Origin of the sequence: Sphingomonas sp. PP-CE-3G-477, from assembly GCF_003050745.1 — a bacterium.
Taxonomy (GTDB): domain Bacteria; phylum Pseudomonadota; class Alphaproteobacteria; order Sphingomonadales; family Sphingomonadaceae; genus Sphingomonas.
In genome coordinates this window covers 945,685-966,290 of sequence record NZ_QAOF01000001.1, presented here as the reverse complement: position 1 = coordinate 966,290, position 20,606 = coordinate 945,685, and the positions used below count along the sequence as shown (strand labels likewise).

Annotated in this window: 15 protein-coding genes; 7 read left to right on the top strand and 8 right to left on the bottom strand. The window is 65.9% G+C overall.

Annotated features, from left to right (window positions below):
* Window positions 1-28: 28 nt before the first annotated feature.
* Entirely contained in the window at window positions 29-1,177 is a 1,149-nt protein-coding gene (locus tag C8J45_RS04500; protein ID WP_107962265.1) for an AI-2E family transporter, read from the bottom strand.
* Between the two features lie 290 nt (window positions 1,178-1,467).
* A complete protein-coding gene (locus C8J45_RS04495; RefSeq protein WP_107962264.1) occupies window positions 1,468-3,174 on the bottom strand; it encodes a class I adenylate-forming enzyme family protein in 1,707 nt (568 codons plus the stop codon).
* Window positions 3,175-3,367: 193 nt separating this feature from the next.
* Between C8J45_RS04495 and C8J45_RS04490 the strand changes: the two genes are divergently transcribed.
* The 5 genes from C8J45_RS04490 (at window position 3,368) to C8J45_RS04470 (ending at window position 10,286) form a co-directional block, all read left to right on the top strand.
* Window positions 3,368-4,588: a serine hydrolase gene (locus tag C8J45_RS04490; RefSeq protein WP_107962003.1), complete on the top strand. Its 1,221-nt coding sequence runs from the start codon at window positions 3,368-3,370 to the stop codon at window positions 4,586-4,588.
* Window positions 4,589-4,684: 96 nt separating this feature from the next.
* Complete coding sequence (locus C8J45_RS04485) at window positions 4,685-6,715, top strand: 3-hydroxyacyl-CoA dehydrogenase NAD-binding domain-containing protein (RefSeq protein ID WP_107962002.1); 2,031 nt, start codon at window positions 4,685-4,687, stop codon at window positions 6,713-6,715.
* 167 nt (window positions 6,716-6,882) lie between these two features.
* On the top strand, window positions 6,883-8,064 hold the full coding sequence (locus tag C8J45_RS04480) for an acyl-CoA dehydrogenase family protein (RefSeq protein WP_181321089.1): 1,182 nt from the start codon (window positions 6,883-6,885) through the stop codon (window positions 8,062-8,064).
* Between the two features lie 133 nt (window positions 8,065-8,197).
* Entirely contained in the window at window positions 8,198-9,325 is a 1,128-nt protein-coding gene (locus C8J45_RS04475) for an acyl-CoA dehydrogenase family protein (RefSeq protein WP_107962001.1), read from the top strand.
* A 73-nt stretch (window positions 9,326-9,398) separates the two neighbouring features.
* Window positions 9,399-10,286, top strand: coding sequence for an acyl-CoA thioesterase II (locus tag C8J45_RS04470; RefSeq protein WP_107962000.1), 888 nt, complete (start codon window positions 9,399-9,401; stop codon window positions 10,284-10,286).
* A gap of 9 nt (window positions 10,287-10,295) precedes the next feature.
* On the opposite strand, the gene C8J45_RS04465 is transcribed toward C8J45_RS04470, so the two are convergent.
* Both C8J45_RS04465 and C8J45_RS04460 read right to left on the bottom strand, forming a co-directional pair.
* A complete protein-coding gene (locus C8J45_RS04465; RefSeq protein ID WP_258191279.1) occupies window positions 10,296-11,981 on the bottom strand; it encodes an amidohydrolase in 1,686 nt (561 codons plus the stop codon).
* On the bottom strand, window positions 11,978-12,832 hold the full coding sequence (locus C8J45_RS04460; RefSeq protein WP_107961998.1) for an NAD(P)-dependent oxidoreductase: 855 nt from the start codon (window positions 12,830-12,832) through the stop codon (window positions 11,978-11,980). The genes C8J45_RS04465 and C8J45_RS04460 overlap by 4 nt, the downstream gene beginning before the upstream one ends.
* 57 nt (window positions 12,833-12,889) lie before the next feature.
* Between C8J45_RS04460 and C8J45_RS04455 the strand changes: the two genes are divergently transcribed.
* A complete protein-coding gene (locus C8J45_RS04455) occupies window positions 12,890-14,149 on the top strand; it encodes a threonine ammonia-lyase (protein WP_107961997.1) in 1,260 nt (419 codons plus the stop codon).
* 127 nt (window positions 14,150-14,276) lie between these two features.
* Window positions 14,277-15,053: an arginyltransferase gene (locus tag C8J45_RS04450; protein WP_107961996.1), complete on the top strand. Its 777-nt coding sequence runs from the start codon at window positions 14,277-14,279 to the stop codon at window positions 15,051-15,053.
* A gap of 66 nt (window positions 15,054-15,119) precedes the next feature.
* Here the strand turns inward: C8J45_RS04450 and C8J45_RS04445 are convergent, their stop codons facing one another.
* The 4 genes from C8J45_RS04445 to C8J45_RS04430 all read right to left on the bottom strand — a co-directional run bounded on the left by C8J45_RS04445 (window position 15,120) and on the right by C8J45_RS04430 (window position 20,561).
* The gene (locus tag C8J45_RS04445) at window positions 15,120-15,929 is read right to left on the bottom strand and encodes a transglutaminase family protein (protein WP_107961995.1); all 810 of its coding nucleotides are present in this window, start codon (window positions 15,927-15,929) and stop codon (window positions 15,120-15,122) included.
* Window positions 15,929-16,864 (bottom strand): alpha-E domain-containing protein, encoded by a 936-nt coding sequence (locus C8J45_RS04440; RefSeq protein WP_107961994.1) that lies wholly within the window; start codon window positions 16,862-16,864, stop codon window positions 15,929-15,931. The genes C8J45_RS04445 and C8J45_RS04440 overlap by 1 nt, the downstream gene beginning before the upstream one ends.
* A complete protein-coding gene (locus C8J45_RS04435) occupies window positions 16,864-18,390 on the bottom strand; it encodes a circularly permuted type 2 ATP-grasp protein (protein ID WP_107962262.1) in 1,527 nt (508 codons plus the stop codon). The genes C8J45_RS04440 and C8J45_RS04435 overlap by 1 nt, the downstream gene beginning before the upstream one ends.
* Before the next feature lie 122 nt (window positions 18,391-18,512).
* A complete protein-coding gene (locus tag C8J45_RS04430; RefSeq protein ID WP_181321088.1) occupies window positions 18,513-20,561 on the bottom strand; it encodes a protein-disulfide reductase DsbD in 2,049 nt (682 codons plus the stop codon).
* Window positions 20,562-20,606: the final 45 nt, after the last annotated feature.

Sequence of the window (20,606 nt, the reverse complement as noted above, 5' to 3'; positions counted from 1 at the left end):
GCGAGGGTTCGGATACCGTCAACCCAAATTATCCGCCAGTTTCACGTTGTGCCTCGGGCGGGTCGCCACGACGACGGTTTCGCCCGGTCTTGGGCTGCACCAGCGTCCCGTGCTCGAACAGGAACCCGGCGATATCGGGCTTGCCAGCAGCCTTCACGATCGTCTGGATGATGATCAGCAGCGGAACCGCGAGCAGTGCGCCCGACGTGCCCCACACCCATCCCCAGAAGCTTAGCGAGATCAGGATCAGCAACGGGCTGATCGTCAGCCGGTGCCCGACGACGAACGGCGTGATCGCGTTCGCCTCGACCAGGTGCAGCCCGTACATCAGCGCCGGCGGCAGCATCGCCATCCAGATGTCGGAGAACGTCATCAGCCCGCCCAGCGCGAGCAGGAACGCACCGATCACCGGCCCGAAATACGGGATGTAGTTGAGCAGCGCGACGATCCCGCCCCACATCGCCGGATACGGCATGCCGATGAACCACAACGCCGTCCCGGTGACGATCCCGAGCACGATGTTGATCAGCGTAATCGTGCCCAGATACGCCGAGACGTCGTCGACGATGTCCTGGATAACGCGCGCCGTCGCCATCGCCCCGTCGAAGCTGGTCCGCCCGGTGATCGTCTGCCGCCGCATCCGCGTCCAGCCCGACAGGAAGAAGAACACGATCAGGACACCGAACAGGAACTGCACGATAACTGCCGGGGCCGACGTCGCGGCGAGTTCGAGGATCGACCCCGGCGCGGCCACCCCAGCGGTCGCCGGCTGCTTGATCGGCGTCGACGCGACCTGCCGCAGCGTCTTGTTCACGTATTTCTCGAGGCTCGAATACAAATCGAGCAACGGTGCGAGATTGCTCTGGATCCGATCCAGCCGCGTCGGCAGCAGGCGGAAGAAGTCGGTCGCAGGCACGAGGATCGCGGCGATCGCGATGTTCGCCGCGATCAGGAACACCAGCAGACACAATATCGCGGCCAACGGCGACGGTACGTGACGCCGCTCGAGCCATTCCAGCACCGGCACGAGTGCCACGGAAATCACGAGCGCGATGGTCAGCGGCAGAAAAAACTCCGCCCCCGACTTCAACGCGAACGGCGTGGCGAGGATCAGCCCGACACCCGCGGTCAGCGTCAGCGCCGCGAGCAGACGGTCGCGCCGCTGCGCGATCCGCATCGCATCCTCGACACCGACTGCGATCGGCAGCCCGAACGCACTCTCGGCCGGCGGACCTTCCGCAACGACGCCGTCCCCGCCCCCCGGCTGGTGCGTTTCCTGGCGAAGACCCTCGTCCGTCATGGCAATTCCTTTGCCACTCCCATCCCGTAATCCCGGCCGGCATTCAAGCGGCGCGCGATGCCAGCGCGATTGAATTCCTCGAAAAGACTGCGGCATGTCCGATCATGTCTTGATCCCAAGCCCCCCGCTCTTCGTCAGGATGACGGAGCAGTATCAGGTACGGCCCCCTACGCCGACACCCCCACCCGGTCCTCGAACAGCACCTGCAGATCCTTCTTCAGGATCTTCCCGTTCGCATTCCGCGGCAAAGTCTCAAGCACGAAGCGCACCGCGACCGGCGTCTTGAACGCCGCCAGATGTTGCCGCACCCAGCCCTGCAACTCCGCCTCGGTCGTCACCGCCCCCGGTGCGAGATGGACCACCGCCGCGGGTTCCTCGCCGAGGATCCGGTGCGGGATGCCGATCAGCGCTGCGTCGGTCACCGCGGGGTGCGCGTACAGGACGTTCTCCACCTCGCTCGAATAGATGTTCTCGCCGCCGCGGATGATCATGTCCTTGGCGCGGTCGACGATGTAGCAGAACCCCTCGTCGTCGAGGCGGGCGAGGTCGCCGGTCCTCACCCAGCCGTCGACGAAGGTCGCGGCGGTCGCGTCCGGCTTGTTCCAGTATCCCTTCACGATCATCGGGCCGCGTGCCCAGAGCTCGCCGACCTCGCCTAGAGGCATCTCCATCACGCCGTCGTCCGCCATGATCTTGAGGTCGGCGGCCGCCACCGGCGGCCCCGCGCTGGTCGGGCGATTGAGGTAATCCTCGCCGCCATGATGCGTGACGGTCGCCATCGTCTCGGTCATGCCCCAGCCATTGCCGGGCATCGCGCCGAACTCGGCATAGATGCGCTTCACCAGTTCGGGGGCAGCGGGCGCTCCACCGTACGCAATCGATTCGAGCGACGAGAGGTCGTATTTGTCGCGGTCGGGATGCTCCAGAAGCTGCCAGGCGATGGTCGGCACGCCGCCGGTGATGTTGACCTTCTCGCGCTCGATAATCTCCATCGCACGGATCGTGTCCCATTTGCGCATGAAGATCATCGTGCTGCCGGTCGCGATCACCCCCATCATCCCCGCCGAGCAGGCGGTGACGTGAAACAGCGGGATCACCGTCAGCGTCACGCGCGGCGTCGGTTCGGGCGGTGCCTCGCCGCGGCGCAGGAACGAGCGCGCCGAGGAATAGCCGCCGGACAGGATGTTCGACATCATGTTGCGATGCGTGCCGAGCGCCCCCTTCGGCGCGCCGGTGGTGCCGCTGGTGTAGAAGATCGTCGCATCGTCATCGGGCGCAATGGTGGCCTCGGGCAGGCCGACATCGGGCAACGCAGCCCAGTCGTGCGGCGTGCCGATCACGTCCTCCAGCCGCGTCACGATCCCGGTCAGCGGCTCCGCGGCACGCGCGACGAACACATGCTCCAGCGCCGGCAGCGTCGCATAGGCCGCCTCCAGCCGATGATGCCGCTCGTCATCGGTGATCAGCACGCGCGCACCCGAATCGGCGAGACCGTATTCCATCTCCGCGCCCGTCCACCACGCGTTGAGCGGCACCATGATCGCGCCGATGCTGACGCCTGCAAAGAACGCGACCGGCCATTCGGGCAGGTTGCGCATCGCCAGCGCGACACGGTCGCCGGGACCGATTCCCATCTCGCGCAGCCGGTGCGCCAGCACCGCGATCGCCCGAAAGTTCGCCTCGTAGGTGACGCGCTCGTCCTCGTATGCGGTGAAGACCCGTTCGCCATGCGCGCGCGCCGCCTCGGCCAGCCAGCGCAACGACGGCGGCGCGTTCTTCCAGATGCGCGTTTCGATGCCGTCGATCGTCAGCATCTCCATTTCGAACTTCGCGCCGGGCGCGGTCAGCATTCGCTCGGCATCGGCGAGCGACATCGCCGGCCAGGAGGGATCGAGTGCGATGATCGGTTCGCTTGCCAAGACCGGTTGACTCCAGAGTTGAATTTCGGGTTTGGCTTATCGCCTGTTCGAAGACAGGTTATAGTTGATTCCTGCCGCACTCAAGGCAATAGAGGCACCAAGTTCGAACTAGGGGTATGGAACGGGTCATGGCACGGACGGTCGAATCGTGAAAATCGCTGAACCTGCCGCGCACGGCTTCGATGCGAGCCGGTTGGCGGCGATCGATACGCTGCTCCAGACGCGCTACATCGATTCTGGCAAGCTGCCGAACGCGCAATTGCTGATCGCGCGCGACGGCGAGATCGTGCATTTCTCGAACGTGGGCGCGGCGCGTGAGGGCGGCACGAGCGTCGACGAAGGATCGCTGTTCCGGATCGCATCGATGACCAAGCCGATCACCTCGGTCGCGTTCATGATGCTGGTCGAGCAGGGCCTCGTCGCGGTCGATACGCCGGTCCACCACGTGCTGCCCGAGTTCAAGGATATCGGCGTCTATGATGGCGGTGGTGGCGGCGTGCCGTTCGTGACCAGGCCGACGGCCGAGCCGATGCGGATGGTTGACCTGCTCCGCAACACCTCGGGGCTGACCTATAGTTTCCAGAACCGCTCGAACGTCGATGCCGCCTATCGCGAGGGCAAGATCGAGGGCTGGCATGGCGGGTATGACCTCGACGGGTTCATCGGCGCGCTGGCAAAGATCCCGCTCGAATTCTCGCCCGGCACCGCGTGGAATTATTCGGTCGCGACCGACGTGCTCGGCGCGGTCGTGCAGCGCATATCGGGCCTGCCGCTCGATCAGTTCTTCAGGGAGCGCATCTTCACGCCGCTCAAGATGGACGACACCTTCTTCCAGGTTCCTGCCGAGAAGCTCGATCGCCTTACGGACTGCTACACGCTCGCGCCGGGCAAGGGCCGCGTGATGTACGATCGCGGGGCGGAGAGTGCGTGGAGCCGGCAGCCCAAGCTCGTGTCCGGCGGCGGGGGGCTCGTCTCGACCGCGCTCGATTATCACCGGTTCAACACGATGCTGCTCAACGGTGGCGAACTCGACGGCGCGCGCATCCTCGGGCGCAAGACACTCGACCTGATGACGCAGAATCACCTGCCCGGAAAGTCGGATCTCGCGGCGATGTCGAAGTCGCTGTTCAGCGAGGCATCGAACGCGGGCACCGGCTTCGGGCTCGGGTTCGCGATCACCGACGACGTCGCGAAGACGATGGTGCCGGGGTCGAAGGGCGAATTCTACTGGGGCGGGATGTTCTCGACCGCGTTCTTCGTCGATCCCGTCGAACGCCTGTCGATGGTGTTCATGACGCAGCTTTCGCCGAGTAGTTTCTATCCCATCCGCCGCGAATTGAAGACGATGATTTACGCAGCGATGACCTGAGTTTCCGTTCTCCTGCGCACGCAGGAGTCCAGTATCACACAGGGCTGCCGATGTGGCCCTGGGCTCCTGCTTTCGCAGGAGAACAAGGAGAAGATTATGACCAGCCCGATCCGCACCGAACGCCATGACGACGTGCTCGTCATCATCTCGAACAATCCCCCCGTCAACGCGCTCGGCGCCGCGGTCCGGCAGGGCCTCGAAGCGGCGATCAAGGAAGGTGTGAAGGACGACAGCATCACCGCGATGGTGATCCGCTGCGACGGCCGCACGTTCTTCGCGGGCGCGGACATCACCGAGTTCGGCAAGGCAATGGTCGAGCCCGGCCTGCCGACCGTCGTCGACATGATCGAGGCGTCGTCCAAGCCCGTCGTCGCGGCGATCCACGGCACCGCGCTCGGCGGCGGGTGCGAGGTGACGCTCGGCTGCCATTACCGCGTCGCCGTCCCCTCGGCGAAGATCGGCACGCCAGAGGTGAAACTCGGTCTGCTCCCCGGCGCGGGTGGCACGCAGCGTATTCCGCGGATCGCCGGCGTGAAGCTCGCGCTGGAGATGACCGCGAAGGGCGATCCGATCTCAGCGAAGACAGCACTCGACGCCGGGCTGATCGACAAGGTCGTCGGTGAGGACTCGCTGGAAGCCGATGCCGTCGCGTTCGCGCGCGAGATCGCGACCAAGCGTCCCCTGCCCCGTGCGTCCGAAAAGACCGCGCAGGCCGATCCCGACGCGGTCGCTGCGTTCACGACGGAAAACGCACGTCGTTTCCGCGGCTTCGAGGCTCCTCTTGCCAACATTGCTTGTATCGAAAAGGCCGCGGACGGCTCCAGCTTCGAGGAGGGGGTCGCGTTCGAACGGCAGGAATTCTTCAAGCTGATGAGCGGCGTGCAGTCGGCCGCACAGCGCCACATCTTCTTCGCCGAGCGCCAGGCGGCCAAGATCGACGACGTCCCTGCCGACACCAAGCTTCGCGAGATCAAGCGCGTCGGCGTGATCGGCGCGGGCACGATGGGCGGCGGCATCTCGATGAACTTCCTGTCCGCGGGCATCCCCGTGACGATCGTCGAAATGCAGCAGGAGGCGCTCGACCGCGGCACCGGCGTCGTGCGCAAGAACTACGAGGCGACCGCCGCGAAGGGCCGGATGAAGCCGGAGCAGGTCGAACAGGCGATGGGCGCGCTGAAGCCGACGCTGGACTTTGCCGATCTGGCGGAATGCGACCTGATCATCGAGGCGGTGTACGAGACGATGGAGGTGAAGAAGGAGATCTTCACCAAGCTCGACGCGATCGCCAAGCCGGGCGCGATCCTCGCGTCGAACACCTCGTATCTGGATATCGATGCGATCGCGGCATGCACCAAGCGGCCCGAGGACGTGGTCGGGATGCACTTCTTCTCGCCCGCCAACGTGATGAAATTGCTTGAGGTGGTGCGCGGCGACAACACCGCGGACGACGTGCTGGCGACGGTCATGGCGCTCGCGAAGAAGATCAAGAAGGTGGCCGTGGTGGCGGGCGTCACCTACGGGTTCATCGGTAACCGGATGCTGATGCCGCGGCAGGTCGAGGCGACCAAGCTGCTGCTGGAAGGCGCGAGCCCGGAGCAGATCGACAAGGTCCATGTCGCGTTCGGGATGCCGATGGGGCCGTTCCAGATGAGCGACTTGGCGGGTGTCGACATCGGCTGGCACCGCGACCCGAGCCGGATCGAGAACATCCGCGATGCGCTGGCGGCGGAGAACCGCTGGGGCCAGAAGACCAAGGCGGGCTTCTACGATTACGACGAGAAGCGGACGCCGTCGAACTCGCCGCGCGTGACGGAAATCATCGACGATTTCCGCAAGAAGTCGGGCGTGACGCCGCGCGAGATCAGCGACGAGGAGATCGTCGTGCGGACGCTCTACACGATGGTCAACGAAGGCGCGCTGATCCTCGAAGAGGGCAAGGCGCAACGGGCGTCGGACGTCGATGTGGTGTGGATCTACGGCTATGGCTGGCCGGTGTACCGCGGCGGACCGATGTTCTGGGCGCAGTCCGAGGGGTTGCCGAAGGTCGTCGCGGGACTCGAGAAATACGGGTTTACTGTTGCCAAGTCGTTGAAGGATGCAGCCGCAACCGGCGGTAAGATCAAGTAAGTTCTACTTCCCGCCCATCCCAAACCCCGCCATCCCAGCGAAAGCTGGGATCTCCCCTTAGGGTCGCAGCGACCGCCAAGGGGGATACCCCAGCTTTCGCTGGGGTGACGGGAGACCAGGGAGCAGCGGACGAGATGATGACAGAGAACAGAGGACAGGATGCGCTCATGACCAACCTCGACACCTTCCGTGACCAAACCCGCGCGTGGCTCGCGGAAAATTGCCCGCCCGAGATGCGCAAGCCGGTGCGCTCGGAGGACGACGTCTGCTGGGGCGGGCGACAGTTCAAGCCTTCGAGCCCCGCGCAGAAGGAGTGGCTCGACAAGATGGCCGCGAAGGGCTGGACCGTCCCCGACTGGCCTAAGGCGTATGGTGGGGGCGGATTATCACCCGCGGAGACCAAGATTCTGCGCGAAGAGATGGCGGCAATAAAGGCGCGCAACCCGTTGAATTCGTTTGGCATTTCGATGCTCGGGCCGGCGTTGCTCAAATACGGTACCGAGGAGCAGAAGCTCGATCACCTGACCAAGATCGCGCGCGGCGAGATCCGCTGGTGTCAGGGGTATTCGGAGCCGAATGCGGGGTCCGACCTTGCCGGGCTCGCGACCTCGGCGGAGGACAAGGGCGACCATTATCTCGTCAACGGGCAGAAGGTGTGGACCTCCTACGCCGACAAGGCCGACTGGATTTTCTGCCTCGTTCGCACCGACAAGACCTCGAAGCAGGGCGGGATCAGCTTCGTGCTGTTCGACATGGCGTCGCCGGGCGTCTCGACCAAGCCGATCCTGCTGATCAGCGGCAATTCGCCGTTCTGCGAGACGTTCTTCGACAATGTCGAGGTGCCCAAGGTCAACCGCGTCTACGAGGAGAACAAGGGCTGGGACGTCGCGAAATATCTGCTCGGGCATGAGCGCGAGATGATCTCGGGGATGGGGCTTGCGTCGAGCGGCGGCAATCCGCTGATCGACGGAGCGATCGCGACCGTCGGGCTTGGGCATGACGGGCGGCTTGCCGATCCGCTGCTGCGCGCGTCGATCGCACTGTTCGAGGTGCGCGCGAAGGCGTTCGGGGCGATGTCCGAGCGGTTCATCGACGAGCTCAAGGCGGGCAAGGCGCACCCGGCGCAGCCGAGTATGATGAAATATTACGGGACCGAGCTGAACAAGGGCCGATACGAATTGATGATGGCGGCGGGCGGCTCGGATGCGCTCGAATGGGACAGCGATCGGTCGCGTGGCGGTGCGATCCCGCGGTCGTGGCTGCGGACCAAGGCGAACTCGATCGAGGGCGGGACGAGCGAGATCCAGCTCAACATCATCGCCAAGCGGATTTTGGAATTGCCTGCGTAATTCCCTCGCCTTTTCGGGGAGAGGGTGCCGCAGCGAAGCGAAGGCGGGAGAGAGGGGGCTCGGGCGATCCGACCCAACAGCCCCTCACCCCGACCCTCTCCCCGACGGGGAGAGGGAGCAGAAGGACGAAGACATGCCACTGTATCTAGACGACGACCAGACCGTCCTTCAGGACACCATTCGCGATTTCGTCGCCGAGCACGCGCCGGTCAGCCACATGCGGGCGTTGCGCGATGCCGACGACAAGACCGGCTTCTCGCGCGACCTGTGGAAGCAGTTCGCGGAGATGGGCTTTACCGGCATCCTGATCGGTGAAGACCTGGGCGGGCTCGGGCTGGGCCATGTCGAGGCTGGCGTGGTGCTGGAGGAGATCGGGCGCAATTTGTCGCCTTCGCCGTTCTTGTCCACCGCGGTGGCGGCGGTCGAGGCTTTGAAGGGCACGGGGCAGGCCGAGCGCTGGTTCCCCGGTATCATCGCCGGCGAGACTGTCGCGGCGCTGGCGATCGATGAGGGCGCGAAGCACCGCGACACTGTGTCGATGACTGCGGAACGCTCGGGTAACGGTTTCAAGCTGACCGGCGCCAAGCGGTTCGTCACGCATGGCCACACCGCCGACCTGATCATCGTCGCCGCGCGGACCGGCGGTAGTGCCGACGACAAGGATGGGATCACGTTGTTCGCGGTGCCGAAGGATGCCGCCGGGCTGACCGCGAACGCCGAACGTCTGGCGGACTCGAGCCTTGCCGCGCGGCTTGAGTTCGATGGCGTCGAGGTCGATGCGGATGCGGTGATCGGCGAGGTCGACGCGGGGCGTACGCCGCTCGATCGCCTTCTGCGCGCGGGGCGGACCGGCGCGTCGGCGGAACTGCTCGGCGTCGGCGGTGGCGCGATGGACATGACGATCGGCTATATGAAGGAGCGCAAGCAGTTCGGGACGCTGATCGGCAGCTTCCAGGCGCTCCAGCACCGCGCTGCGCATCTGTATTCGGAGAAGGAGGTGGCGCGGGCTGCCGTGTTGAAGGCGCAGCAACTGCTCGACCAGGGCAGCGACCGCGCGGACGAGGCGGTGTCGGTGGCCAAGGCGATGACCGCGCTCGCGACCACGCTCAGCGTGCAGGAAGGCGTACAGATGCATGGCGGGATCGGCATGACCGACGAATACGACATCGGCTTCTACATGAAGCGCGCGCGGGTGCTGGCGGAGATGTTCGGGGATGCGAACTTCCATGCTGATAGGTTGGCGGTAGCGGCGGGGTATTGACCGTAGAGTGCACCCCCGCGAAGGCGGGGCCCCAGTCTGGGCACCCGCCTTCGCGGGTGAACAAGGAAGTTAGATGCCTGCTGAAACTGCCGACGTAACCCCTGAAGCACTCGCACAGGGCTTGGTCGACCTGCTCGAGATCGAGGAGGTCGACACCGATCTCTACGTCGGCAAGCGCCAGCCGGGCGGGGTCGGTCGCGTGTTCGGCGGGCAGGTTATCGCGCAGGCGTTGCAGGCCGCGCAACGATCGACCGAGGCGACCAAGGCCGCGCATTCGCTGCACGCGTATTTCATGCGGCCGGGGAACGAGGACTATCCGATCGTCTTCCGCGTCGTCCGTGACTTCGAGGGGCGGAGTTTCGCTACCCGGCGCGTGATCGCGATGCAGAAGGGGCAGCCGATCCTCAACATGGCGGCGTCGTTCCAGACGCCCGAGGACGGACTTCATCATCAGGACGTGATGCCCGATGTCGCGCCGCCCGAAGACCTGCGCTCTGATCGCGAACTGCGGCTGGAGAGCATCGACGGCATCCCCGAGAAGTTCCGCGCGCACATGCTGCGTCAGCGCCCGATCGAGATCCGTCCCGTCAACCCGCGCAGCTGGATCGAGCCGGTTCCGCAACCCGCAGCCCATGCCAACTGGTTCCGCTTGGTCGCGCCGATCGGTGACGACCCGGCGATGCACCGCGCGATCCTGTCCTATGCGTCCGACATGGCGTTGCTCGGTACCGCGCTGCTGCCGCACGGCGTCAACTGGATCACGCCGGGGCTGCAGACCGCGAGCCTCGACCATTCGCTGTGGCTGCACGAGGACTTCCGCGCGGACGACTGGCTGCTATATGCCTGCGACGCGCCGTGGTCCGGCCACGCGCGCGGGTTCAACCGCGGCCGGATCTTCTCGCGCGACGGCCGGCTGGTCGCCAGCGTCGCGCAGGAAGGGCTGATCCGGATGCGCCAGTAACCCTCGCGGTTACTTGCGCACCCAGACCTTCTCGCCGCCGATCCACGTCTCGCTGACTTTGGTCGCGCGCAGGTCGGTCGGCGAGGCTATCGTCGGGTCACGATCGACGACGATGAAGTCCGCACGTTGGCCGAGCGCGAGCGCACCGAACTGCTTCTCGGCGAACCCGGCATAGGCGGCAGCGCCAGTCATCGCCCACCACGCCTGTTCGCGCGTGACGAGTTCCTGCGGCTGCCAGCCACCTTGTGGTTGCCCGTCGGCGTCCTGCCGCGTGAACGCTGCCGCCCAGGTCGCAAACGGATCGGGCTTCTCGACCGGAAAGTCGGTCCCGAAGGCGAGCTTCGCGCCATTGGTCAGCATCGATTTCCACGCATAGGCACCGGCCAACCGGTTCGGTCCTAGCCGTGCCTCGGCCATCGTCCGGTCGCTGGTTTCGTGGGTGGGCTGCATAGAGGCGATGGTGCCGAACTTGCCGAAGCGCGGCAGGTCGGTCGGGTCGACGATTTGCGCATGCTCGATCCGCCAGCGACGATCGCCGGTATAGGTCTCGCTCTCGACCTGGATCGCGTCGAGTACCATCTGGTTGGCCCTGTCGCCGATCGCGTGCACCGCGACCTGGAACCCATCCATCGCCGCGCGGCTCATCTGGTTCTGAAGCTGATCGTCGGTGAGGAAGCCGAGCCCCGACTGGCCCGGCGCGTCGGCATAGGGCTTCAGCAGCCACGCGCCGCGCGACCCGAGCGCGCCGTCGGCATAGAGCTTCACGCCGCCCATCCGCAGGCGATCGTTGTACAGCCATGGCGTCGGCCCCTTGCCGCCGATCCGGCTCGCAGTCTCGACGCCCATCGCATAGCTCATGATGCGGACGCGAAGCCCGCCGATGTCCGCCATCCGGCGATAGGTGAGCCAGTCGTCGAGCGTCGTGCCCATGTCGGCGACCGCGGTGACGCCGTAGCCGAGCAGGATGCGCTGGGCGGTCAAGAACGCCGCATCGCGCTCCTTGGGCAGCGGTTGCGGTACGACCTTCTCGATCAATCCTTGCGCGCCGTCGACGAATACGCCCGCGGGGGCGCCGCCGGTCTTCTCGATCCGCCCGCCCGCCGGCGATACGGTCGAGCCGGTAACCCCGGCCTCGCGCATCGCCTCGTGGTTCGCCCAGCCGGCGTGCCCGTCGGCGCGCGACAGCCAGATCGGGTGGCCGCCGGAAACGGACTCCAGGTCGGCGGCGGTCGGGAAGCGACCCAGCCCCCACGCTTCCTGGTTCCAGCCGCGGCCCAGGACCCATTTGCGATCGGGATTGCCGGCAATGTAGGCGGCGATCCGCGACTTCGCCTCGTCGAGCGACTTGGTCATCGACAGGTCGAGCGACAGCGCGCCGAAGCCCATCTCGAGGACATGGCCGTGCGCGTCAATGAAGCCCGGCAACACCGTCTTGCCACCCATGTCGACGCGCCAGTCGTACAGCGGCTTGCCGGCGTTCTTCTTCAATTCCTTGCGGCTCAGCTTCGGCGCTTCCTCGCCGGGGGGGACTAGACGCGTGACGCGACCATCCTTGTCGATCAGAATCGCCTTGAAGTGGATCACGCGTCCGCCGTCAGCAATGGTCACACCGTTGACGTTGTCGACGATCCCGTCGGCAAACGCGGGAGTTGAGAGCAGCGTGAAGACGGCTGCGGAGATCAGGTAACGCTTCACTTCGGCAATCTCCGTACCAGCGCGCTCGTGTCCTGGCGGGCGCCGCCCATCGCCTGAACATCGGCGTAGAATTGATCGACCAGCGCCGCGACCGGCAGCACCGCGCCGTTGCGTCGTGCTTCGTCGAGCGCGAGGCCTAGGTCCTTGCGCATCCAGTCGACCGCGAAACCGAAGTCGAACTCGTCCTTCGCCATCGTCGGCCAGCGATTGACCATCTGCCAGCTCTGCGCCGCGCCGCCCGAGATCGCCTCAAACACCTTGTCGAGATCGAGGCCGGAGTTTTGCGCGAACCGCAGCGATTCGGCGACGCCTTGGATGACGCCGGCGATCGCGATCTGGTTGCACATCTTGGTGGTCTGCCCTGCGCCTGCTTCGCCGACATGGACGATCCGCGCGGCATAGGCCTGCATGAAGGGTTCGGCCTTCGCCATCGCCTCGGCCGAACCGCCGCACATGATCGAGAGCTTGCCGTTCTCCGCGCCAGCTTGTCCGCCCGATACCGGTGCGTCGACTACCAGCGTGCGCTCGCCCGCGAGGCGTCGCGCGATCGAGGCCGAAACCGTCGTGTGATCGACGAACACCGCGTCGTCGCGCATCGCGGCGAACGCGCCGTCCTCGCCTAAAGTGACACCGGCCAGATCGTCGTCGTTGCCGACACAGGCGAACACCGCCTCGGCATCCTTCACCGCCGCCGCGGGCGTGTCGGCAACCTTGCCGCCATATTTATCGGCCCATGCCAACGCCTTGGCCTGAGTCCGATTGTAGACGGTGACGTCGTGCCCTGCCGCGGCGAGGTGCCCCGCCATCGGCGCGCCCATGACGCCGGTTCCGATGAATGCCAGTTTTGCCATAGCGTCCGCGCATAAGCGGTGTTTCCCATGCGCGCCAGATGGTCTAGCGGGTCGGGCATGGCTACCCACGCTGCCGTAGCGGCACCCACCCTCCCCGTCTCGATCGACGACGTCCGCGTCGCGCATGACCGGATCCGCGACTCGATCGTCCGCACCCCGACGCTGATCAGCAAGACGCTGAGCAAGATGACCGGCGCGACGGTGTATCTGAAATTCGAGAACTTGCAGTTCACCGCGGCGTACAAGGAGCGCGGTGCGCTCAACACGCTGTTGCAGCTGTCGGCGGAGGCGCGCGCCAAGGGCGTCATCGCCGCGTCGGCGGGCAATCATGCGCAAGGGCTCGCCTATCACGCCAACCGGCTCGGCATCCCGACGACGATCGTGATGCCGACCAACACGCCGACCGTGAAGGTCATGCAGACCGAAGGCCACGGCGCCAACGTCGTGCTGCACGGCGAGATGTTCGACGCGGCCTATGCGCATGCGCGTATCCTCGAGGGCGAGTGCGGCTTCACCTTCGTCCACCCGTTCGACGATCCGCGCGTCATTGCAGGGCAAGGCACCGTCGCGATCGAGATGCTGGAAGACGTGCCGCAGCTCGATACTTTGGTCATCCCGATCGGCGGCGGCGGTCTCATCTCGGGCATGTCGACGGTCGCGCGCGCCTTGAGCGAAGCGCCGGGCGGTCATCCGATCGAGGTGGTCGGCGTGCAGGCCGAGCTGTTCCCGTCGATGTATAACCGGATCAACGGCACCGACATGGCGTGCGCCGGCGATACGCTGGCGGAGGGTATCGCGGTCAAGGAGCCGGGGGCGATCACCTCGAAGATCGTCGCCGAACTGGTCGATGACATCGTCCTCGTCAGCGAGCGCAGCCTGGAAGAGTCCGTCAGCCTGCTGCTCCAGATCGAGAAGACCGTGGTCGAGGGGGCTGGCGCTGCCGGGCTTGCCGCGCTGCTGTCGCATCCTGAGCGGTTCGCGGGGAAGACCGTCGGCATCGTGCTGTGCGGTGGCAATATCGATACGCGGCTGCTCGCCAACGTGCTGTTGCGCGATCTGGCGCGGTCGGGACGGCTCGCGCGGTTGCGCATCCGGTTGCAGGATAAGCCGGGTGCGCTGTTCCATGTCGCGCGGATCTTCGACCAGGAACGCGTCAACATCATCGAGATCTATCACCAGCGCGTATTCACGACATTGCCGGCGAAGGGGCTCATCACCGACATCGAATGCGAGCTTCGCGACCGCGCGCATCTCGATCGGCTGGTGGGGGCATTGCGGGCTGGCGGGTACGAGACGTCGACCGTCGAGCTGGCATAATCCCATTCTGATACGGTGATTTACCGCGTTAACGGCCATTCGTGGTAAACCGATTGCACGTTGCCGCAGGGCGGCCATATACGGGGCGACGCGGCTGATCGCGCCTGCCTGAAGGACTTTTCGCTCGGTGACCGCGCCTTTCCGTTTCCCGCGCTTCTTCGTCACCAGCCCTGCGCCGTGCCCGTATCTGCCGGATCGTCAGGAGCGAAAGGTGTTCACCGAACTGACCGGTCCGCATGCGAACGAGTTGAACGATGCGCTCGGCCGGATCGGGTTTCGTCGTAGCCAGGGCGTGGCGTATCGGCCGTCCTGTTCGGGGTGTACGGCGTGCGTCTCGGTCCGCGTGGTGACCGATGAGTTCATGCCCAACGCTACGCAGCGCAAACTGCTGAAGCGGCTCGGCGATATCGAGATTACCGCGTGCAAGGCATGGGCGACCGACGAACAGTTTCAGTTGCTCCGCCGTTACCTCGGCACGCGCCATCCCGGTGGCGGGATGGCCGGGATGGACGAAGACGACTATGCCGACATGATCGAGCATTCGCCGGTCAATTCGGTGATCGTCGAGTACCGCGAGCCGTCGGTCGACGGCGTTCAGGGCGCGCTGATCGGTGCCTGCCTGACCGATCGCCAGGCGGACGGCCTTTCGATGGTCTACAGCTTCTTCGCGGCCGACGATACGGCGCGACCGGGGCTCGGCAACTTTATCATCATGGACCACATCCTGCGCGCCCGCGATGCCGGGCTGCCGTACGTGTATCTCGGATATTGGGTGAAGGGCTCGCCGCGGATGGAGTACAAGACGCGGTACCGGCCACTGGAAGTGCTGGGGCCGGCGGGGTGGCGACGGCTGGAGGATGCGGATCTTGTAACGCCGCCAGCACGGGTCGCGGCGCTGGCGTAACCCCTTCTTGTTTTCTCGCGAAGGCGGGGGCCAAGTCTGGGTCCCCGCCCTGGCGATAAAGCAACCTCAGTCCTCGCGTTGGACCACCACGTCGACGTCGAGTTCCTCGCCACCCTCGCCCAGTCGCGAGCCCGCCACTGGCGCCGATCCCGCCGCATCGAGCGCCATCGCGACGCGGACGTAATGCTCCTCGGGCGACATCCCCGTGCACGGATCGAAGCCGACCCAGCCCAGCCCGTCGACGAACGCCTCCGCCCAGCCATGCGGCGTGGGCAGATGCACGACCTCGTGATCGTTGTGATGATAGCCCGACACATACCGTGCGGGCGCGCCGAGCGAGCGTGCCGCGACCGCGAACATCTGCGCCATGTCGCGCGGCGTCGCGCTGTCCTGGCGAAATGCCGCTGCGGCGGTCCGACCCGGTTCCGGACGACCGGCATCGAAGACGAACTGCTTGTGCAACGCGCGGTTCAACCGGTGCAGCGCCCCGATCCGGTCGCGCGCGCCGACCGCCGCATCGGCAGCGAATTCGGCGATCGTCGCATCCGGCGCCGTAGCCTCGGTCGAGCGCAGATAGACGGCAGGCGGCAAAGTCTCGTGGACGCCGTGCAATACGCCGTCCGAATGGCTGGTCAGCACCTCGCCCGTCACGGTGATCTCGATCCCGTCGACCGGCCCCTCGGCGTACAGCATCGTCACCGCGTTGCCGAAGCCGTCCCTGCCCGGCCGCAGCCTGGCGTCGCAATCGACGTCGATCCGCCACGACGCCACGGTCTGGTCATGCGTGTTCTCGGGCGTCAGCCGGAGCATCTGGACGAGCCGACCCTGCGGCTGGCTGAAGCGGTAGATCGTGTGGTGATCGATCGACAATCGCATCAAAGGAACTTGAACTGGCGACCGATCGCGCCGTGCAGCAGCGCGTTCTCCGCGATGAAGGCTTGAAGATACTGATGCAGCCCCGACGAGATCACTTCGCCGGATCGGGTCTTGCCCATCCGGCTCGCGCGCATCCGTGCCATCCTGTCCGCCTCCCCGTGATTGCCCGTGCGTTTCGCCAGCAGGTTCAGCACGTCGACCGTCTCTTCGACTGACGCGGCGAGGCTTCGCGGGAGTTCCGCGCGCGCCAGCAACAGGTCGATGACGTCCGCAGGCCGCAAACCGTCATTATACAGCCAGCGATAGGCGGTGACCGCGGACACGGTCTGGAGGATCGTCGTCCACTGGTCGCGATCGATCGCGCCGCCCAGGCGCTCGCCCTCAGGCAACAGGATATGGTATTTGACGTCGAGCAGACGCGCGGTGTTGTCCGCGCGCTCGACCGCCTGGCCGAGCCGGATGAACCACGTCGTCTGGTTGCGCAGCATGCGGTGGACTGCGCCCTCGAAGCCGCGTGTCTCGTTCTTGACCGCCTCGACCAGGTTCATCTGGTCGGTCGTGCTGCGCGGCGTCGTCCGGTTCTCGAACAGCAGCCATGCGCGATTGATCGCGGTCCAGGCCTCGCGGGTCAGCGCGGTGCGCACTGCCTTGGCGTTGTTGCGCGCCATGTCGACGCAGCGGACGATCGAGCCGGGATGGCTCGAATCGAGCGTCAGGAAGCGGACCACCTCGGTCTGCGTCATGCCCGCGCCGAGCGTCGCGAACGGCTCCTCGGTTTCGGTGACGGCGAGTGCGGACGCCCAGGCCGCTTCGCCCGCCGGCTGAGAAGACAGCACATCGAGGCGGACGGTGGCCTCAACTAGCCGCGCTATGAAGTCGGCGCGCTCGAAATAGCGCCCGAGCCAGTAGAGCGACGATGCGGTGCGCGAGAGCATCAGGAGTCCGCTCCCGGCGATGGCAGCATCGTACCGAGCGATTGCGACATGCCGCCCATCGTCTGCGTCATCACGCCCGCCGCCATGCGCTGCGATTGATCCGCCATCAGCACGAAACTGTCCTTGGTCCCGCCACCCTGGCTCGAATTGACCACCAGCGATCCCTCCTTGAGCGCAACGCGCGTCAGGCCTCCGGGCACGACTTGCACACCTTTCGAGCCGGTCAAGACGAACGGGCGGAAATCGACGTGACGGGGGCTCAAACCGCCGTCCGCCATCGTCGGAACGGTGGACAGGGCAAGCGTGGGCTGTGCGATGTAGCGATGCGGTTCGGCGATCAGCGCGGCGCGGAAATCCTCGATCTCCTGCTTCGACGCCGTCGGGCCGACGAGCATTCCGTAGCCGCCTGAGCCGTCGACCAGCTTGACGACGACATCTTTTAGATTGTCGAGGACGTACTTCAGCGCCTGCGGTTCGCGGCAGCGCCAGGTTTCGACGTTGCGCAGCTTGCACTCACCGCCCGAGTAGAATTTCACGATGTCGGGCATGTAGCTGTAGATTGCCTTGTCGTCGGCGATGCCGTTGCCCGGCGCATTCATGATCGCGACGTTGCCCGCCGCATAGGCTGCGATCAGCCCGGGCACGCCGAGCGCCGAATCCGGACGGAACACGAGCGGATCGAGATAGTCGTCGTCGATCCGGCGATAGATCACGTCGACCTTCACCCGGCCGGCGATCGTCCGCATCCACACGACGTCGTCGTCGACCACGAGATCGGCGGCCTCGACGAGCTCGATTCCCATCGAATCCGCCAGAAAGCTGTGCTCGTAATAGGCGGAGTTGTAATGGCCGGGGGTCAGCAACACACAAGTCGGGTTGGAGCCGGTGCCGTGCGGAGCGACCGACTTCATCGTCTCGAGCAGGCGGTCGGGATAGCTGTCGACCGCCGCCACACGGAATTCGCGGAAGAGTTCGGGGCAGAGGCGAAGCATCGCCTCGCGGTTTTCAAGCATGTAGCTGACACCGGACGGCGTGCGCGCATTGTCCTCTAGCACGAAGAAGTCGTCGGGGCCGGTGCGGACGAGATCGATGCCGCAGATATGGGCCCAGATGCCGTGCGGCGGCCTTATGCCGGCGATCTCAGGCCGGAACTGCGCGTTGCCGAGTACGAGGTCCTCGGGGAGTATGCCCTCCTTCAAGATGCGTCGTTCGCCGTAGATATCGTTGAGGAATGCGTTGATCGCCTCGACGCGCTGGACCAAGCCCTCGGAGAGCCGCGTCCATTCGTCGTGGAGGAACACGCGCGGGACGATGTCGAACGGAATGATCCGCTCGGCCGCCTCGTTCTCGCCGTACACCGCAAAGGTGATGCCGAGCTGCCGGAACGTCGTCTCGGCAGCTTCCTGACGGCGACGCAGTTCGGCGTCAGGCGTATCCTCGATCCACTTGCACAATGCCGCCAGTTCGGGCCGGGCGGTCGTATCGCCCGGTGTCCCCATGATTTCGTCGAACGCTTGTTTCCCCATCGAAACGGTCAATTCCCCATCAAGCGTTGCGGTTCCATGCTGCAACGCATCGCTGCGCTGCACAAGTCCTTCTGTGTACTGGTATTCGCCCGATCCTCCCCCATCGGGAAGAAGATCGTATCTTAGGCGCCCAGGCCTTCGAGCAGGCCTGGCGTGAGGACCTGCGGGAGGACGGTGGGTTCGGCTGCGCCCGGCGCGTAGTATAGGTACAGCGGCACGCCAGCGCGGTTGTGGGCCTGGATGAAGTGGCCCATCACCGGGTCGCCGTCGGTCCAGTCGCCGATCAGCGCGGCGACGTTGTGCTCGGCGAAGGCGTCGCGGACGCCGGTGGTGTCGATCGCTGCCTTCTCGTTGACCTTGCACGTCAGGCACCAGTCAGCGGTGAAGTAGACGAACACCGGGCGTTTTTCGGCGCGCAGCGAAGCGAGCTTGACCTCGGTGAACGCCTCGTCGCCCGCGGTCGCAGTCTTGGCGGCGGCCGGCGGCGCGCGCGAGATCAGCACCGCGCTGCCCACGAACACGACGAGCAGCAGGATCTGCGCCACCACGCCGAACGACTTGCCCTTGCGCTGGCGAGAGCCGCCGATCCACAGCACCGCGCCGACCGCCAGCACCGCGACCAGTGCGAGCGTGAGCGTGTCCACGCCGGTCTGGCGTCCGAGCACCCAGCCAAGTGCGATCGCGGTGAGGAACATCGGCACCGACAGGATGTGGCGGAACGTCTCCATCCACGCGCCAGGCTTCGGCAGCCAGCGCCGCCACGACGGAATGAATCCGATCGCGAGGAAGGGGAGCGACAAGCCGATCCCAAGCCCGCCGAACACAGCGAGCGCCGCCGGCCATGGTAACACCAGCGCCGCACCGAGTGCTGCGCCCATGAACGGCCCTGTGCACGGTGTCGCGATGAACGCGGCGAGTGCGCCCGTCGCGAACGCACCGCTTGCGCCACTCTCACCGGCAAAGCGCGGCGTCGGCACCTCGAACAGCCCGGCGAGGTTAAACGCGATCGCGGTGCTCAGCAGCAGCAACGCGACGATCGCGCCGGGATGCTGCAACTGGAACGCCCAGCCGACCGCGGACCCGCCTGCGCGCAGCGCCAGGATCGCACCGCCGAGGCCGAGGCAGACCAGCACGACGCCCGCGGTATAGGCCAGTGCCTCGCCGCGCGCGTCCTTCTCGCTCGCACCACCACGGGCGAGGCTGAGCGCCTTCAGGCTCAGGATCGGGAAGACGCACGGCATGATGTTGAGGATCAGACCGCCGAGCACTGCACCCGCGAATGCAATCAGCGCCGTCAGCCAGAGGCTCTCGCCATTTGCGCTCGTCGCGTCACCGCCGGCCGCTTCAGCCACCGCACCAGGCGTCGCCTTGACGCCGAGCCCCTGCCCGTCGCCGATCCGCAGCACGCCCTCGATCGGTCCGCCAGCCTTGGCGTTCGCCGCGACCTTGGTGCTGATCGTCAGCCGGTCGCCGTCGCGCGTGACCGTCTGCGCCGCGCCGTTCTCGATCGCGCCGGTGGTGACCGGGAAGAAATACGCCTTGTCGATCTTCGCGCCCGCCGGGAACGGCACCGCGATCCGCATCGTCCCGTTGCTCGCCGCGTAGGTCGCGCCGGCATCGAGCGGCTTTGGAATCGCCTGACGCCAGCCTGCGAACGCGGCGGCCTGCGATGGCGCGCCGTCACCGATGGTGAGGTCGAGCGAGAGCGCCTTCTCTTCGGGTACGCAGATCGTCGCCGAGCAGACGAGGTAGCTCGTCTTCAGGCGGATGGGGAATTTCGACCCCGCCGCCAGCCCCGCCGGGACCTGGATCGTCACAAGCGGCGCATAGGGCGCCTCGTAGACATAGTTCATCAGGCCCGCGATCAGCAGCGTCGTCGGCACCGGCCATTCGGGCTCGCCTGCCTTCGCGCCCGTCGGCAAAGTCCAGTCGAACGTCGCCGGAAAGCCCGCATCGCCCGGGTTGCGCCAATAGCCGTGCCAGCCCGTTTCGGGCGTCGTCGCGAGCGCGATCGTCAGCGGCGCGCCGGCCTTCGGGTGATCGCTTTCGGCGACCAGCTTCATCATCAGATGCTGACTGGAGCCGTTCAGCGATTCCGCAAGCGCGGGCGCGCTTGCCAGCCCACACACGGCCAGCAAGACCGTCATCACGGCGCAACGTAATCCGCGCATGGCCATCCTTGTTTCGTTCATCGCACAAAGCCATAGCGGTGACGA

Excerpts from the sequence above, each read along its gene's own strand:
- C8J45_RS04470 (WP_107962000.1), top strand. The coding sequence starts at position 9,399 with ATGCCTGCTGAAACTGCCGACGTAACCCCTGAAGCACTCGCACAGGGC.
- C8J45_RS04485 (WP_107962002.1), top strand. The coding sequence starts at position 4,685 with ATGACCAGCCCGATCCGCACCGAACGCCATGACGACGTGCTCGTCATC.
- C8J45_RS04455 (WP_107961997.1), top strand. The coding sequence starts at position 12,890 with ATGGCTACCCACGCTGCCGTAGCGGCACCCACCCTCCCCGTCTCGATC.
- C8J45_RS04445 (WP_107961995.1), bottom strand. The coding sequence starts at position 15,929 with ATGCGATTGTCGATCGATCACCACACGATCTACCGCTTCAGCCAGCCG.
- C8J45_RS04475 (WP_107962001.1), top strand. The coding sequence starts at position 8,198 with ATGCCACTGTATCTAGACGACGACCAGACCGTCCTTCAGGACACCATT.
- C8J45_RS04430 (WP_181321088.1), bottom strand. The coding sequence starts at position 20,561 with ATGCGCGGATTACGTTGCGCCGTGATGACGGTCTTGCTGGCCGTGTGT.
- C8J45_RS04495 (WP_107962264.1), bottom strand. The coding sequence starts at position 3,174 with ATGTCGCTCGCCGATGCCGAGCGAATGCTGACCGCGCCCGGCGCGAAG.
- C8J45_RS04435 (WP_107962262.1), bottom strand. The coding sequence starts at position 18,390 with ATGGGGAAACAAGCGTTCGACGAAATCATGGGGACACCGGGCGATACG.
- C8J45_RS04480 (WP_181321089.1), top strand. The coding sequence starts at position 6,883 with ATGACCAACCTCGACACCTTCCGTGACCAAACCCGCGCGTGGCTCGCG.
- C8J45_RS04440 (WP_107961994.1), bottom strand. The coding sequence starts at position 16,864 with ATGCTCTCGCGCACCGCATCGTCGCTCTACTGGCTCGGGCGCTATTTC.
- C8J45_RS04460 (WP_107961998.1), bottom strand. The coding sequence starts at position 12,832 with ATGGCAAAACTGGCATTCATCGGAACCGGCGTCATGGGCGCGCCGATG.
- C8J45_RS04500 (WP_107962265.1), bottom strand. The coding sequence starts at position 1,177 with ATGCGGATCGCGCAGCGGCGCGACCGTCTGCTCGCGGCGCTGACGCTG.